We start from the raw sequence: 14381 nt of genomic DNA, 5'->3' as shown, positions 1-14381 counted from the left end.
CAGGCGCGACCTTAACGGTCGATCTCGCCAAACACAATGTCCTGCGTACCGATGATCGTGACCGCGTCAGCAATCATGTGACCGCGGCTCATTTCATCGAGGGCCTGCAAGTGGACGAAGCCCGGAGCACGGATCTTCATGCGGTAAGGCTTGTTGCCGCCGTCAGATACCAGATAAATGCCAAACTCGCCCTTGGGATGCTCCACACCGGCATACACTTCGCCAGTCGGCACGTGCATCCCTTCGGAGAACAGTTTGAAATGGTGGATCAGGTCCTCCATCCCGGTTTTCATGCGTTCGCGCGACGGCGGCGCCACTTTGTGGTTATCCGTGATGACAGGGCCGGGGTTGTTGCGCAGCCACTGCACACACTGACGGATGATGCGGTTACTCTCGCGCATTTCTGCGATACGAACCAGGTAACGGTCGTAAGAGTCACCGTTGCGACCCACAGGAATATCAAACTCGACGCGGTCGTAGACTTCGTAGGGCTGCATCTTGCGCAGATCCCACTCCACGCCCGAACCACGCAGCATGGGGCCGGTAAAGCCCAGCGCTTTGGCGCGATCAGCGTCGACCACACCTACGCCCACCAAACGCTGCTTCCAGATACGGTTATCGGTCAGCAAGGTCTCGTACTCGTCAACACAAGCAGGGAAACGGTTGGTGAAGTCTTCAATGAAATCCAACAAGGAACCTGAACGCGCTTCGTTCATGGCTTTCAGTTCTTTGTCGGAGCGGTATTTGTTGGCCTTGTACTGGGGCATGCTGCCGGGCAGATCACGGTACACGCCACCTGGACGGTAGTAAGCTGCGTGCAAACGAGCACCGGAGACCGCTTCGTAGCAGTCCATCAGGTCTTCGCGCTCGCGAAAGGCGTACAGAAACACGGCCATGGCACCCACGTCCAGCGCATGCGAACCCACGGACATCAGGTGGTTCAGAATGCGAGTGATCTCGTCAAACATGACGCGGATGTACTGGGCACGCAAAGGCACCTGCACACCGACCAGACGCTCCACAGCCATACAGTAGGCGTGTTCATTCACCATCATGGACACATAGTCCAAGCGGTCCATATAAGGCAGGGTCTGCAGAAAAGTGCGGTTTTCGGCCAGTTTCTCGGTGGCGCGGTGCAACAGACCAATATGAGGGTCAGCACGCTGAATAACTTCGCCGTCCAGCTCAAGCACCAAACGCAACACACCGTGTGCGGCGGGGTGCTGAGGACCAAAGTTCAGGGTGTAGTTTTGAATTTCTGCCATGATGCTTATCGCCCAATTCCGTAATCATCCTCGCGCACCACACGTGGCGTGATCTCACGCGGCTCGATGGTGACGGGCTGGTAAATGACCCGCTTCTGCTCGGTGTCATAGCGCATTTCGACGTAGCCGGAGATGGGGAAGTCTTTGCGGAACGGATGGCCGATGAAACCGTAGTCGGTCAGGATGCGACGCAGATCAGGGTGGTTCTCGAAAATAATGCCGTACAGGTCAAACGCCTCGCGCTCGAACCAGTTCACCGAAGGCCAGACCTCGAACAGGGTTGGCAAAGCGGGAAAATCGTCGTTGGGCACAAAGCAGCGCACACGCAAACGCCAGTTGTGCTTCAAGGACATCAAGTGCAACACAACAGCAAAGCGGTGAGGAAACTGAGCCGATGCAGCCTGATAGGTAGGTGCTTTCCAGGCGGAATAATCAATCCCGCACAAATCAATACAGGTCTCAAAGCGCAAGTCAGCGTGGTCACGCAGCAGTGTGCAGGTATCGAGCCATGCATCAACCGGCACTTCCAAAGTGAGTTCATTGCGCGCTTGCGTCAACGCAGCCTGCTCGCCAAGAATAGAGAGCAAGTTGGTTTTTAAAGTTTCTAGCCGTGTCATAGTCTTGTTTAGCCTGTTCTAACCGTTCAGCGTGCGATGGTATTGGTCAAACGGATCTTGTTCTGCATTTGGAGCAAGCCGTAAACCAAAGCCTCAGCGGTTGGAGGACAGCCCGGCACGTACACGTCTACCGGCACGATGCGGTCACAGCCGCGCACAACCGAGTAAGAGTAGTGGTAGTAGCCGCCACCATTGGCACAGGAGCCCATGGAAACAACCCAGCGTGGCTCAGCCATCTGGTCGTACACCTTGCGCAAGGCAGGCGCCATCTTGTTGCACAGAGTGCCCGCCACAATCATCAAGTCAGATTGACGAGGGCTGGGACGAAAAATAATGCCAAACTGGTCCAGGTCATAACGAGCCGCACCAGCGTGCATCATTTCCACTGCACAACAGGCCAGACCAAATGTCATGGGCCACATGGACCCTGTTTTTGCCCAGTTCAGAAACTTGTCTGCACTGGTCGTCACAAAACCTTCTTTGAGAATGCCGTCGATAGCCATAGTAGTTGCCTTTTGCCGGATCAGAGCCTGGGAAGCCCCGGCCTATCCTGTTGCTGACCAAACCCGCTGTCATCAAGACGCATCCTCGTGCCCCTTATGCCCAGCAGCAGACGCGAAAACCCCGACAGGGTTCTCTATGAATGGGTTATTCCCAATCCAGAGCGCCTTTTTTCCATTCGTAGATAAAACCGACCGTCAAAACGGCCAGGAACGCCATAACGGTCCAGAAACCGACCAGGCCTACTGTTCCATTGGCCATGGCCCAGGGAAACAGAAAAGCGATTTCCAGATCGAACATGATGAACAGAATCGCGATCAGGTAGTAACGAATGTCCACCTTCATGCGCGAATCGCCGAATGCTTCAAAACCGCATTCGTAAGGAGAGAGCTTTTCAGCATCGGGCCGGTTAGGACCGAGCACTCGACCGACCAAAAGTAAAGCCAGGCCAATCCCAGTGGCAACGATGATAAATAGCAAAACGGGAAAGTACTCTTGCAGGTTCATGCAAAGCATCCAATCGCAGTAAATAAACTCTTGGATTGTAGCATTTTGAGAGCACAGTTTTGGGGGATAACCCCAAAGCATTACATCTATGCGCGGGTGTTGCACCCACGCCGCAAAAACTGTCAGCTACCTGACTGGAAACCCTTCAACTATTGATTATTTATTCTATTAAGGGTTGCGATTGTAGACTTCAATCAGACATCTTACTCGTTTTTGTAAGGTAAATGTCAGCCACCAAGCAGAAGAAAAGGATTTTTCCTGCTTATTTTGTAAGCAAGCCAAACAAGACCAAGCAGTCGCAACGTCTGTTAGACGGACTTAGCACGCACTCCAACCCCAGACCCTACACCACAACAACAGAGCACTACCCCAAGAAACCCACAACCTTAACTCAACAGCAAACACATACCAACACACTCATCAACACGAGCAGCAAAACCAAATAAAGCCTCTATAGCCCAAACGGACTTCAACAGACACCTCAAAAAACGGAAATAAAAAAGCCATCCCGAAGGATGGCTTTTTATACTTCTGCAGTTCAGGCGAATCCGAAAATTCGCCTTTCGCAACGCGTAGACAAGCTACGCGAAATGATTAGAACTGGTGACGCAGACCAACGCCGATCAGAGTCGACTTGCCGTCTGGCAAGAAGTGAACGTTCTTGGCGTAGGAGCCAATTGCGTACACGTTGGTGCGCTTGCTCAGTGGGTGGCTGTAACCCAGGCTGAAGGTGTGCTGCTTCTTCATTTCCCACGAAGCACCGCTGTTAGCCAATGCGTCTGGAGCCGAACGAGGATCAGCCATCGTCCAGGAGCCCATCACAGTACCTGCACCAACTGGGGCCGACAAGCCAACCAAGTAAGTGTTAACTTTCAGGCCTTTCAGGTTGCTGGTGTCAATACCAACACCACTGAAGGACTGGGCTTCAAACAGACCGTCACGAGTTTGACCGAAAGCCAAGTGAGCTTTCACAACTTCAAAGTCATAGCTACCGCCAATGTTCCAGGACTTGACAGTATCACCACCAGTCACTGGATCACCAACTGCATTGCGGTTTTCACGAGTCTTGTACTGATCATATGTCAGAGCAACACCGATTGGGCCGTTAGCGTAACGCAGACCGGTAGTGATACCGCGCTGGTTGCGCTCCAGACCATCTTCAGCGCTTACGCTGTTGGTGATCTTGTACTCTTGAGGACCATCAGTATTGAAGGAGTAACCAACGCCGAACTGGAAGCCGGAGAAGTTAGGGGTTTGGTACATGACCATGTTGTCGTAACGAACGGTGTTAGCAGCTGTGAAAGCAGCACCGATGTTAGCTTGATCGAAACCACCACCGAATGGATCGGCTACGCCTGGCAAGTACTTGGAGGCGATGTTAGTTTGACGACCGAAGTCCAGTTGACCCCAGCTGTCACCAGCCAGACCCAAAGTAGCTTGACGACCGAACAGACGGTCACCTTGCTTGTGAGTACCGGTACCCAGATCGAAACCGCTTTCCAGAACAAATACAGCACGCAGGCCATCACCCAGATCTTCAGAACCCTTCAGGCCCCAACGGTTACCGGACTGGATACCATTGATCATGCCGGTTTTCTTCTGGCTGACAGACTCCATACCATCACGGTTAGAAGCATAAGAGTCAACACCTTTGAATTTCTGGTAACCGATACCACCGTCCAGAATACCGTACAGGGTGACAGACGTTTCTGCGTGTGCGACGCCAGCGAAGCCGGCCATCAGAGCAGCAGCGAGCAGAGTCTTTTTCATGTAAGAAATCTCCGTAGATTTGAGTAAATCAGAGCAGCCCAACTACAACAGTGCTGCTGCTCTTTCTAACTCCGCGATGGGAAGTTAACGCTATTGCATCAAAATTCCCGTCACTTGACTACGAAACCCTTCGGAAACGTGAATCTTTGTGCACAGCTTGTTGGCTATACACAACAAAAACCCACTTATAGCGGCTTTCCAAGCCACCTCAACCAAGGACGACAATTAGCGAGCTAAAGCCAAAACCCTCTTAAGAACTTGCTTTAACTTCTGCTGGCAATCGGTCGCCAATACTGGTTTTGTGGAAACACGACAAAAAACCAAACTCTGCCGTCTAACTGGAAGCAAGCACCCCAAAGCCCATCCCAAACTCGGGACACCCAAAGCAGTGATCACAGCAATTTCTCATATTACGAGAAACAAGGATTTAACAAAACTCAGAACACACTGACCCAGCCGAAGCTCTTTTCAAACCAGAACAAACACCCCAGCACACCCCAAAACCCTACAATTTGAGCAAGACACTAAGCACCAAAAAAATGGCAAAAAAAAACCTGCCCTTTTCAGGATCAGGTTTTATTTTCAGGCTCTGCAATCACAAAGCTTTCTTACTGTTTAGTTTGGTGCCGACGACGAGACTCGAACTCGTACAGCTTTCGCCACTACCCCCTCAAGATAGCGTGTCTACCAATTCCACCACGTCGGCAAGCAATCAAGACAGCGATATTAGCATGACAAAAGTAAGACTGTCAGTACAAAACAAGCCAAAACACCCAAAAAAGCCCGTACTCAGGCATATTTTGCATAAACGTCACTAAATAAATGAAGCCCGCCTTAAAGCGGGCTTCGATATCGCACCTTCAGATCCTGCGCGTGACCTTTGTGAGCCCTTATAGAGAGAGCGACAAGAACCCCACAAATAGGCCAGACTTACTCAGCAGCAGGAACTGCTGGCGCGCTTGGTTCAGGGGCTGCCGAAGGAACCGCTGCAGGTACAGAAGCCGCTGGCGCAGGAACCGAAGCAGCACCCGATGAAGCTGCACCAGGCACAGAGGATTCATACCCCTGCATCACACCCGCATCAGCTTTTTGGGCTGGGTGATGAGCTACCCAAGCCAAACCGCCAGTAGACACAAAAAAGACAATTGCCGCCCATTTGGTCATGCGCGACAAAAAGTTGGCCGCACCTGCTGCGCCGAACACACTACCCGCCGAGCCGCCACCAAAGGCCGAGCCCATATCAGCGCCCTTGCCTTGCTGCAGCAGAACCAGACCAATAATCAACAGCGAGGAGATAACCTGCACCGCCATCAGAACGGAAGACATCCAATCTTGCATTTAAAGACTCCAGACCCTTTAAGCGGCCACAATACGTAAAAATTCCTGTGCATCCAAAGATGCACCACCCACCAAGGCACCATCAATATCCGGCATGGCAAACAGCTCTGCGGCATTATCCGCTTTCACACTGCCACCGTACAAAATACGCAACTGATCCGATTCCATGTAGGCACGAATCTGCTGATGCATTTGCTGCGCTTGCTCCGGCGTTGCGGTCAGACCCGTACCAATCGCCCAGACCGGCTCATAGGCCAGCACCAGTTTGGAAACCACCTCGGCCCCAAGAGCCTTGATAGGTTCGAGTTGATCTTGCACCACACAGGTTTCCTGCCCTGCCTCACGATCGGCCAACTGCTCGCCAATACAGACAATGGGCGTCAAGCCCGCATCTAGTGCCGCAATAACTTTGGCGGCGACTTGAGCACTGCTTTCCTGATGATACTGACGACGTTCGGAATGCCCGACAATCACCCAACGACAACCCACATCAACCAGCATTGCCGCCGAGATCTCCCCGGTATACGCCCCCTTGGCGTGGACACTGACATCTTGAGCACCGACCGCGATGGTCGAATCTTTCAAGATACCTGCCACCTGGGACAAATACACATAAGGAACGCATACAAGCACATCACAATCTGCCTGAGCATCAGGCTGAACGAGCAGTTCTTGCAGCAGACGGCTGTTGCCATCAAGCGAGCCATTTAATTTCCAATTACCCGCAACCAGTCGTTTACGCGAAGAATGTACGCTCATTGCTCCCTTGATGCCAGTCAAAAAGTTACACCAACGCCCACAATCAAGGCGCAGCTAACCGACTATTGTAGCGTGAGCGAATCCATTTCGCGCATATTTAGCAGAAAATTCATTTCAACACGATAAGAAAAGGGGCGGCCACGCCACCCCTCGCAGCTTTTAAGGAACAAGAATGATCTTGCCCACCTGCTCACCCGCCTCCATCATGGCGTGCGCTTCACTGGCTTTTTCCAGAGGGAAAGTGGCGTGAATCAAGGGGCGAACCTGCCCTGCTTCCAGCAAAGGCCAGACTCGCGCTTTCAGCGCCTGAGCCAGTTGCGCCTTGAACTCTACAGAACGAGAGCGCAAAGTTGAGCCGGTAATAGTCAGACGACGACGCAGAATCTCACCACAATTAATCGTGGCCTTCACCCCACCCAGCAAAGCAATAATGACGATACGGCCGTCATCGGCCAGGCACGTCAAATCCCGGTTGATGTAATCACCAGAAACCATATCCAGAATCACATCCACGCCACGATCACCTGTTTTGCTCTTGATGACGTCTTCGTAAACCTCGGTTTTGTAGTTGATACCAATCCCGCCCAGACGATTAATGGCCTCTACGCGCTCGTCGCTGCCAGCCGTGGCATACACCGTATGCCCCAAAGCCACCGCCAACTGAATGGCTGTCGTTCCAATGCCACTGGCACCACCATGAACCAGCAAGGTTTCGCCCTTGCTCAATTGGCCACGCTCAAACACATTGCTCCAGACCGTAAAGAAGGTTTCTGGCAGGCCCGCCGCTTCAAACAAGCTGAAACCCGCAGGAATAGGCAAGCACTGCTGTACTGGCACCACACAATATTCGGCATAGCCACCACCAGTAACCAACGCACAGACCTGATCACCAATCTTGAACTCACTACCCTGCACATCGCCCGATACGATTTCACCGGCCAGTTCCAGACCAGGAATATCAGAGGCACCAGCCGGTGGCGGGTAAGCGCCTGCTCGTTGCAAGACGTCCGGACGGTTCACGCCCGCCGCCAGCACCTTGACCAGCACCTCACCAGGACCTGTTTGTGGCATGGGGCGCTCGCCCACTCGCAACACTTCCGGCTTTCCAAACTCGGTAATCTCCACAACTCGCATACCTACTCCCTAATCTCTAGACTATTTTTTCCAGCGCGGCCAAAAGACAAACAACAAAAAGCCACCTTACTTGCTGCAATCTATCACAGGCACTGGTATCAACACCCCTATTCCTGCCATGAAAACAGATTATTTCCATGACGTTGGCAAATTTATACGTTACACTTTAAGGCTTTCCTAGCCGTCGTGCTTTTCACACGAAGAGCGTGCCGGGAAAAAGCCCAAGGAATAGGAAGCGTGCCAGAGCGGTTGAATGGACCGGTCTTGAAAACCGGCGATGGGGTAACCCATCCGTGAGTTCGAATCTCACCGCTTCCGCCATCATCTCCCGCTGCATCCATGGCGGAATTGGTAGACGCAAGGGACTTAAAATCCCTCGATCTTTGATCGTGCCGGTTCGATTCCGGCTGGATGCACCAAATATTCACGATAGCTGGCAGATCTCTTTGCCCACCATAAAAACCTCGGTTTTTATTCGCTCGTGACAAATAAGTACCAATCAAAAAAGCTCGCTTCAAAGCGGGCTTTTTTGCGTCCTGCCTGAAAACCAATCCAAGCCATCGCCCCGCAACCGCCACCTGAACCTGACCGACTGTTTATCCCTCCGCTCCGTAAAGCCTCTCCAGCCCCTCCTGGACCGAAACCGCCCCGAGAAGCAAACAGCTCAGAAATAGCGAACCAACAACAAGCAAAGCCACAACTACAACTACAACTACAACTACAACTACAACTACGACTACGACTGAAACCACTGGCATAACAAGCACAGGTACAGGTACAGGTACAGGTACAGGTACAGGTACAGCACCAACAGATTACCCTCCAGCTCCTGACACAACCCAATACGCAGCCCCTTTCCCAAAAAGCAGCCAAACGCAAAAAACCCGCCTTTCGGCGGGTTTTTCTTCATGCAGACTGCAAACGCTATCAGGAAGCAGCAGGAGCGGCTGGGCCGCCTTGGGCTTCAATACCGCCGATTGCCTTGATCGACAGACGCAGACGACCTTTCTCGTCAGCTTCGATGACCTTGACCTTAACAACCTGACCCACTTTCAGCACGTCATTGATGTTGGCGATACGGTAGTTGGCAATCTCGGAGATATGCAGCAAACCATCACGGCCTGGCAGCACTTGCACAATCGCACCAAAGTCCAGCAAGCGCATCACGGGGCCTTCGTATTCCTGACCCACTTCAACTTCGGCGGTCAGTTCTTTGATACGACGCTCGGCTTCGCGGGCCTTGTCCAGATCGGCGCTGGCGATAGTGATGGTGCCGTCATCCGAAATATCGATCTGTGTACCGGTTTCTTCGGTCAGGGCGCGGATGGTGGCACCACCCTTACCAATCACGTCACGAATCTTCTCGGGGTTGATCTTCACGGTCAGCATGCGAGGCGCGAATTCGGACATCTCGGTACGGGAACCGTCGATGGATTCTTTCATCTTGCCCAGGATGTGCATACGGCCTTCGTGAGCCTGAGCCAATGCAACCTGCATGATTTCCTTGGTGATGCCCTGGATCTTGATGTCCATCTGCAAAGCAGTAATACCTTTCTCGGTACCGGCAACCTTGAAGTCCATATCGCCCAGGTGATCTTCGTCACCCAGAATGTCGGTCAGCACAGCAAACTTGTTGCCTTCCTTGATCAGACCCATAGCCACACCAGCCACGTGATCCTGCACAGGCACACCAGCGTCCATCATGGACAGAGAGCCACCACACACGGATGCCATGGAGGAGGAACCGTTAGATTCAGTGATCTCGGACACCACGCGGATGGAGTACTGGAAATCTTCAGCGGCTGGCAGCAAGGGCGTCAAAGCACGCTTGGCCAGACGACCGTGACCGATTTCACGACGCTTGGGAGCGCCAAAACGGCCAGCTTCGCCGGTGGCGAACGGAGGCATGTTGTAGTGCATCATGAAGCGATCGCGGTATTCACCCATGATCGAATCAATGATCTGCTCGTCTTGCTTAGTACCCAGGGTGGTCACCACCAATGCCTGAGTTTCGCCACGCGTGAACAAGGCGCTACCGTGAGCACGGGGCAGAACGCCCAGACGGATGCTGATAGGACGAACGGTACGGGTGTCGCGACCGTCAATACGGGACTCACCGCTCAAGATGCGCGAACGCACGATCTTGCTTTCCAGGTCGAACATCATGTTTTCGACGGCAACCATATCAGGCAGGGCCTGACCGGCGGCTTCAGCTTGAGCCTTGACCGTTTCTTTAACTTGAGCGTAAACAGCGCGCACTTGCTCGGTACGAGCCTGTTTTTCGCGAGTTTGGTAGGCTTGTGTCAGGCCCTCTTCAGCGGCAGCGGTTACCGCAGCCAACAGGCTTTCGTTAACAGCAGCAGGCTGCCAATCCCACTCGGGCTTGCCAGCTTCTTCAACCAGTTCGTGAATGCAGTTGATGGCTGCTTGCATTTGCTCGTGAGCAAACACCACACCACCCAGCATGATCTCTTCAGACAATTGCTTGGCTTCGGACTCAACCATCAGCACAGCTTGTTCGGTACCGGCCACAACCAGATCCAGAGCCGAGGATTTCAGCTGAGTGGCGGATGGGTTCAGCACGTACTGGCCATCAACGTAACCCACGCGAGCAGCGCCCACAGGACCGTTGAAAGGAATGCCGGAAATAGCCAGGGCAGCCGAGGCACCAATCATGGCAGCGATATCAGGATCAATTTCGGGATTGACCGATACCGTGTGAATAATGACCTGAACTTCGTTGTAGAAGCCTTCAGGAAACAGAGGGCGCAGTGGGCGGTCGATCAAGCGAGAGATCAGGATTTCGCGCTCGGACTGACGGCCTTCACGCTTGAAGAAACCACCAGGGATCTTGCCAGCGGAGTAGGTTTTTTCGACGTAATCAACGGTCAGAGGGAAAAAATCCTGACCTGCTTTCGCTTCACTTTTGCCAACAACAGTGGCCAACACAACCGTGTCTTCAATCGAAACCAGCACGGCACCTGACGCCTGACGTGCGATTTCGCCGGTTTCCAGAACGACGGTATGTTCGCCGTACTGGAAAGACTTGGTGACTTTATTGAACATTAGGAGAATCCTTACAATAAAAAAACCGTGCACACAGCGAAACCAGTTCGCCGAATGCACGGTTGTTTAGCGGGGAGCCAGCCCCGGTATCACTTACGCAGACCGAGTTTTTCGATCAAAGCACGGTAAGCGTCTGGATTACGACCTTTCAGGTAATCCAGCAATTTGCGACGACGGCTAACCATGCGCAACAGACCACGACGGGAGTGGTGATCTTTGTTGTGAGCCTTGAAGTGGCCAGTCAATTCGTTGATGCGAGCGGTCAGCAAAGCCACTTGCACTTCTGGGGAGCCTGTATCGCCTTGTTTACGCTGAAACTCGGAAACGATATCGACTTTTTTGATATCTGCAACTGCCATTTTATTTAGCCTCTAAGACTTGCGTTAGGACCGAGGTGCCCTAACGTGTTGAAAATGAAATTGAACGCACCAGACCACAGGGTCCGATGCAAGCAAACGATTATAGCTAAAAACTGGAGAAGGCGTTAAGCATTTCGACCTGAAAACCCGCTCAAGCCGAGTATTTTAGTTGTTTCCACGCCGAAGTCGTGCCAAGGCTCGGGCCCGACGCCAGCGCCAGGCCATAACGAACCAACCCGACAAACCATACAGGCAGAACAAGCCAAACAGGAACACAGGGGGATCAGTAGAGACAAACACAAAGACCAGCACAAAAAGCAGCATGGCCCAGAACGGTACGCTACGGCTGACCGCAAAGGACTTGCCACTATAGAAAGGCGCATTGGACACCATGGCCAGACCGGCATAAATGGTCAAGCCAAAGGCAACCCAGGGAATGACGTTCACTTGCAAGGACAGCTTGTTGTCCACGGCCAGCCAAACAAAGCCGGCCACCAGCGCAGCAGCGGCCGGGCTTGGCAAACCCTGGAAAAAGCGCTTGTCGACCACTTCAATATTGGTATTGAAACGAGCCAGGCGCAATGCTCCACCGGCCACGTAAATAAAGGCAGCCAACCATCCCCAGCGCCCCAAACCCTGCATGGCCCAGACATACATGACCAGCGCGGGTGCCGCACCAAAAGAAATCATGTCAGCCATGGAGTCGTACTGCTCGCCAAAGGCGGACTGGGTGTTGGTTAAACGAGCGACCCGCCCATCCATGCCATCAAATACCAGCGCCAGGAAAATGGCGATGGCCGCCGCTTCAAAACGGCCATTCATGGCCTGCACAACGGCATAAAACCCCGCAAACAGATTGGCGGTCGTAAATGCGTTGGGCAGAAGATAGATGCTACGCCGACGACGTGTTTCATCATTGAGCAAATTGGGCATAATTTATGCTTTAAGAGTTGTTGCTAAGGACTGAACACTCAAATGTAGCATTGTCCACAAAGCTACAGAGTGCGAATAATTCCAGCAAATATAAGCCAGAGCGAACAAAAATGGCCAAGGGGCCTGCGGCCAGGGAGTTCGCGGATAAATAATGGATTTTATCGAACTCGCTTGCGCGCCACCCCGACAGGGGCACGATAGACCAATCAAGCACTGCATTTTATCGCGCCCTCACCAATACGGCTATAAGACGAGAACAAGGCGCTTCCACGCTTGCTTTTAGCCCAAGCAGAAGCTGCGTTGAAGGTCAAATTCTTGCAGCAATAAAAAACCGGCTGACGCCGCAAGACGTCAGCCGGTTCAGGTTCAAGACCAGGACAGCTTATGGAACTGCCCCGATATCAAACTTAGTTCTTGGACTTATCAACCAGCTTGTTAGCGGCAATCCAAGGCATCATGGAGCGCAGCTTGCTACCCACTTGCTCGATCTGCGATTCGGCGTTGATACGACGACGCGAGATCAGAGTAGGAGCGCCAGCGGCGTTTTCCAGGATGAAGTTCTTGGCGTACACACCAGTCTGGATGTCTTCCAGGCACTGACGCATGGCTTTGCGGGTTTCGTCGGTAACAATCTTCGGACCGGTCTCGTATTCGCCGTATTCAGCGTTGTTGGAGATTGAGTAGTTCATGTTGGCGATACCGCCTTCGTAGATCAAGTCCACGATCAGCTTGAGCTCGTGCAAGCACTCGAAGTAAGCCATTTCAGGAGCGTAACCCGCGTCAACCAGCGTGTCGAAGCCAGCCTTGATCAGCTCAACTGCACCACCGCACAGAACAGCCTGTTCGCCGAACAAGTCGGTTTCGGTTTCTTCGCGGAAGTTGGTTTCGATGATACCGGCACGGCCACCACCGTTAGCGGATGCGTAAGACAGAGCCACGTCGCGAGCAGCGCCGGTCTTGTCCTGGTACACAGCGATCAGGTGAGGAACACCGCCGCCTTGGCTGTAGGTACCGCGAACGGTGTGACCTGGAGCCTTGGGAGCAATCATGATGACGTCGATATCGTCACGTGGCACAACTTGGCCGTAGTGAACGTTAAAGCCGTGAGCAAACGCCAGAGCAGCGCCGGGCTTAATGTTTTCAGCAACCTGGTTGCGGTAAACCTCAGCAATGTTTTCGTCAGGCAACAAGATCATGACGACATCAGCACCCTTGACGGCCTCAGCCACTTCCTGAACTTTCAGGCCAGCGTTCTCGGCTTTGCTCCAGGAGGCGCCGCCTTTACGCAGACCAACAACCACGTTCACGCCGGATTCGTGCAGGTTCAGGGCGTGGGCGTGGCCTTGCGAGCCGTAACCGATGATGGCAACGGTCTTGCCTTTGATCAGGGAAAGATCACAATCCTTGTCGTAGAAAACTTTCATTTCAGGTGCTCCAAATTTAATAATTTCGCTTAAACAGCAATTCGAGAATGGCCGCTCATGCAGCAGCGGCACAAAAAAGACCTTGACTCATTACTTCCAGAACAGGCCACCGCGGTCTACACAGCACCAGGCCGTGTTTACCCTTTACAAGGAGCCGCCTTGAAAAGCAGCCCCCTGAATAAAAGCGGTAATTATGTCCTGAAAAAGCCTTGGCTTACAGCTTTAAGACACGTTCGCCACGGCTGACACCAGAGACCCCGGTGCGCACTGTTTCAAGAATGGCCGTACGATCCAGCGCATTGATGAAAGCAGCAATTTTGTCTTGAACACCGGTCAGTTCGATGGTGTATGTCTTGTCCGTAACATCAATGATGCGACCACGGAAAATATCCGCCATACGCTTCATCTCTTCACGTTCCTTGCCCACTGCCCGCACCTTGATCAGCATGAGTTCACGCTCGATGTGAGGGCCTTCGGACAGATCCACCACCTTGACCACGTCAACCAGACGATTCAAGTGCTTGGTGATCTGCTCGATGACGTCGTCCGCCCCTCGGGTAACGATCGTCATGCGAGACAGGGTGTCGTCCTCGGTTGGAGCAACCGTCAAGGTCTCGATGTTATAGCCACGGGCCGAAAACAGGCCGACCACACGGGACAGTGCGCCGGGCTCGTTTTCCAGAAGGATAGAAATGACGTGTTTCATGG

At 52.9% G+C, this 14381-nt stretch carries 13 protein-coding genes and 3 tRNA genes; 2 read left to right on the top strand and 14 right to left on the bottom strand.

The features are described from left to right. Positions 1-11: 11 nt before the first annotated feature. The 9 genes from LNA76_RS01125 to LNA76_RS01085 form a co-directional block, all read right to left on the bottom strand. Positions 12-1265 (bottom strand): NADH-quinone oxidoreductase subunit D, encoded by a 1254-nt coding sequence (locus tag LNA76_RS01125; RefSeq protein WP_094197357.1) that lies wholly within the window; start codon positions 1263-1265, stop codon positions 12-14. Between the two features lie 5 nt (positions 1266-1270). Further along, on the bottom strand, positions 1271-1882 hold the full coding sequence (locus LNA76_RS01120; RefSeq protein ID WP_042482529.1) for an NADH-quinone oxidoreductase subunit C: 612 nt from the start codon (positions 1880-1882) through the stop codon (positions 1271-1273). Between the two features lie 26 nt (positions 1883-1908). After that, on the bottom strand, positions 1909-2385 hold the full coding sequence (locus LNA76_RS01115) for a NuoB/complex I 20 kDa subunit family protein (protein ID WP_003801059.1): 477 nt from the start codon (positions 2383-2385) through the stop codon (positions 1909-1911). 145 nt (positions 2386-2530) lie between these two features. Further along, the gene (locus tag LNA76_RS01110) at positions 2531-2890 is read right to left on the bottom strand and encodes an NADH-quinone oxidoreductase subunit A (RefSeq protein WP_003801061.1); all 360 of its coding nucleotides are present in this window, start codon (positions 2888-2890) and stop codon (positions 2531-2533) included. Between the two features lie 594 nt (positions 2891-3484). After that, entirely contained in the window at positions 3485-4660 is a 1176-nt protein-coding gene (locus tag LNA76_RS01105) for a porin (RefSeq protein ID WP_230017680.1), read from the bottom strand. A 621-nt stretch (positions 4661-5281) separates the two neighbouring features. Then, a tRNA-Leu gene (locus LNA76_RS01100) sits at positions 5282-5366 on the bottom strand. Between the two features lie 224 nt (positions 5367-5590). Further along, complete coding sequence (gene secG / locus LNA76_RS01095; RefSeq protein ID WP_094197359.1) at positions 5591-5998, bottom strand: preprotein translocase subunit SecG; 408 nt, start codon at positions 5996-5998, stop codon at positions 5591-5593. A gap of 18 nt (positions 5999-6016) precedes the next feature. Beyond that, on the bottom strand, positions 6017-6757 hold the full coding sequence (tpiA, locus tag LNA76_RS01090; protein ID WP_094197360.1) for a triose-phosphate isomerase: 741 nt from the start codon (positions 6755-6757) through the stop codon (positions 6017-6019). A gap of 159 nt (positions 6758-6916) precedes the next feature. After that, a complete protein-coding gene (locus tag LNA76_RS01085; protein ID WP_230017679.1) occupies positions 6917-7891 on the bottom strand; it encodes an NAD(P)H-quinone oxidoreductase in 975 nt (324 codons plus the stop codon). A 231-nt stretch (positions 7892-8122) separates the two neighbouring features. Between LNA76_RS01085 and LNA76_RS01080 the strand changes: the two genes are divergently transcribed. Then, a tRNA-Ser gene (locus tag LNA76_RS01080) sits at positions 8123-8212 on the top strand. Positions 8213-8224: 12 nt separating this feature from the next. Next, positions 8225-8310: transfer RNA gene (locus tag LNA76_RS01075), tRNA-Leu, on the top strand. A gap of 508 nt (positions 8311-8818) precedes the next feature. On the opposite strand, the gene pnp is transcribed toward LNA76_RS01075, so the two are convergent. From pnp to ilvN, 5 genes are all read right to left on the bottom strand, one after another. Further along, positions 8819-10957 (bottom strand): polyribonucleotide nucleotidyltransferase, encoded by a 2139-nt coding sequence (gene pnp / locus LNA76_RS01070; protein WP_108727779.1) that lies wholly within the window; start codon positions 10955-10957, stop codon positions 8819-8821. A gap of 89 nt (positions 10958-11046) precedes the next feature. Next, positions 11047-11316 (bottom strand): 30S ribosomal protein S15, encoded by a 270-nt coding sequence (gene rpsO / locus LNA76_RS01065; protein WP_003801068.1) that lies wholly within the window; start codon positions 11314-11316, stop codon positions 11047-11049. Between the two features lie 165 nt (positions 11317-11481). Next, positions 11482-12249 carry a CDP-diacylglycerol--serine O-phosphatidyltransferase gene (pssA, locus tag LNA76_RS01060; protein WP_094197364.1) on the bottom strand — a complete coding sequence of 256 codons (768 nt, stop codon included), beginning with the start codon at positions 12247-12249 and terminating at the stop codon, positions 11482-11484. Positions 12250-12656: 407 nt separating this feature from the next. Beyond that, positions 12657-13673 carry a ketol-acid reductoisomerase gene (gene ilvC / locus LNA76_RS01055; RefSeq protein ID WP_094197365.1) on the bottom strand — a complete coding sequence of 339 codons (1017 nt, stop codon included), beginning with the start codon at positions 13671-13673 and terminating at the stop codon, positions 12657-12659. 214 nt (positions 13674-13887) lie between these two features. Further along, positions 13888-14379 carry an acetolactate synthase small subunit gene (gene ilvN / locus LNA76_RS01050; protein ID WP_003801075.1) on the bottom strand — a complete coding sequence of 164 codons (492 nt, stop codon included), beginning with the start codon at positions 14377-14379 and terminating at the stop codon, positions 13888-13890. Between the last annotated feature and the right edge of the window lie 2 nt (positions 14380-14381).

Origin of the sequence: Alcaligenes sp. MMA, assembly GCF_020907215.1 — a bacterium.
GTDB lineage: Bacteria > Pseudomonadota > Gammaproteobacteria > Burkholderiales > Burkholderiaceae_B > Alcaligenes > Alcaligenes aquatilis.
Note: the sequence above shows the minus strand (reverse complement) of the source record. Positions and strands in the feature narration are given on the sequence as shown.

What these genes read in the sequence shown, in the direction of transcription:
- LNA76_RS01125 (WP_094197357.1), bottom strand. Translation starts at nt 1,265, where the DNA reads ATGGCAGAAATTCAAAACTACACCCTGAACTTTGGTCCTCAGCACCCC.
- LNA76_RS01120 (WP_042482529.1), bottom strand. Translation starts at nt 1,882, where the DNA reads ATGACACGGCTAGAAACTTTAAAAACCAACTTGCTCTCTATTCTTGGC.
- LNA76_RS01115 (WP_003801059.1), bottom strand. Translation starts at nt 2,385, where the DNA reads ATGGCTATCGACGGCATTCTCAAAGAAGGTTTTGTGACGACCAGTGCA.
- LNA76_RS01110 (WP_003801061.1), bottom strand. Translation starts at nt 2,890, where the DNA reads ATGAACCTGCAAGAGTACTTTCCCGTTTTGCTATTTATCATCGTTGCC.
- LNA76_RS01105 (WP_230017680.1), bottom strand. Translation starts at nt 4,660, where the DNA reads ATGAAAAAGACTCTGCTCGCTGCTGCTCTGATGGCCGGCTTCGCTGGC.
- secG (WP_094197359.1), bottom strand. Translation starts at nt 5,998, where the DNA reads ATGCAAGATTGGATGTCTTCCGTTCTGATGGCGGTGCAGGTTATCTCC.
- tpiA (WP_094197360.1), bottom strand. Translation starts at nt 6,757, where the DNA reads ATGAGCGTACATTCTTCGCGTAAACGACTGGTTGCGGGTAATTGGAAA.
- LNA76_RS01085 (WP_230017679.1), bottom strand. Translation starts at nt 7,891, where the DNA reads ATGCGAGTTGTGGAGATTACCGAGTTTGGAAAGCCGGAAGTGTTGCGA.
- pnp (WP_108727779.1), bottom strand. Translation starts at nt 10,957, where the DNA reads ATGTTCAATAAAGTCACCAAGTCTTTCCAGTACGGCGAACATACCGTC.
- rpsO (WP_003801068.1), bottom strand. Translation starts at nt 11,316, where the DNA reads ATGGCAGTTGCAGATATCAAAAAAGTCGATATCGTTTCCGAGTTTCAG.
- pssA (WP_094197364.1), bottom strand. Translation starts at nt 12,249, where the DNA reads ATGCCCAATTTGCTCAATGATGAAACACGTCGTCGGCGTAGCATCTAT.
- ilvC (WP_094197365.1), bottom strand. Translation starts at nt 13,673, where the DNA reads ATGAAAGTTTTCTACGACAAGGATTGTGATCTTTCCCTGATCAAAGGC.
- ilvN (WP_003801075.1), bottom strand. Translation starts at nt 14,379, where the DNA reads ATGAAACACGTCATTTCTATCCTTCTGGAAAACGAGCCCGGCGCACTG.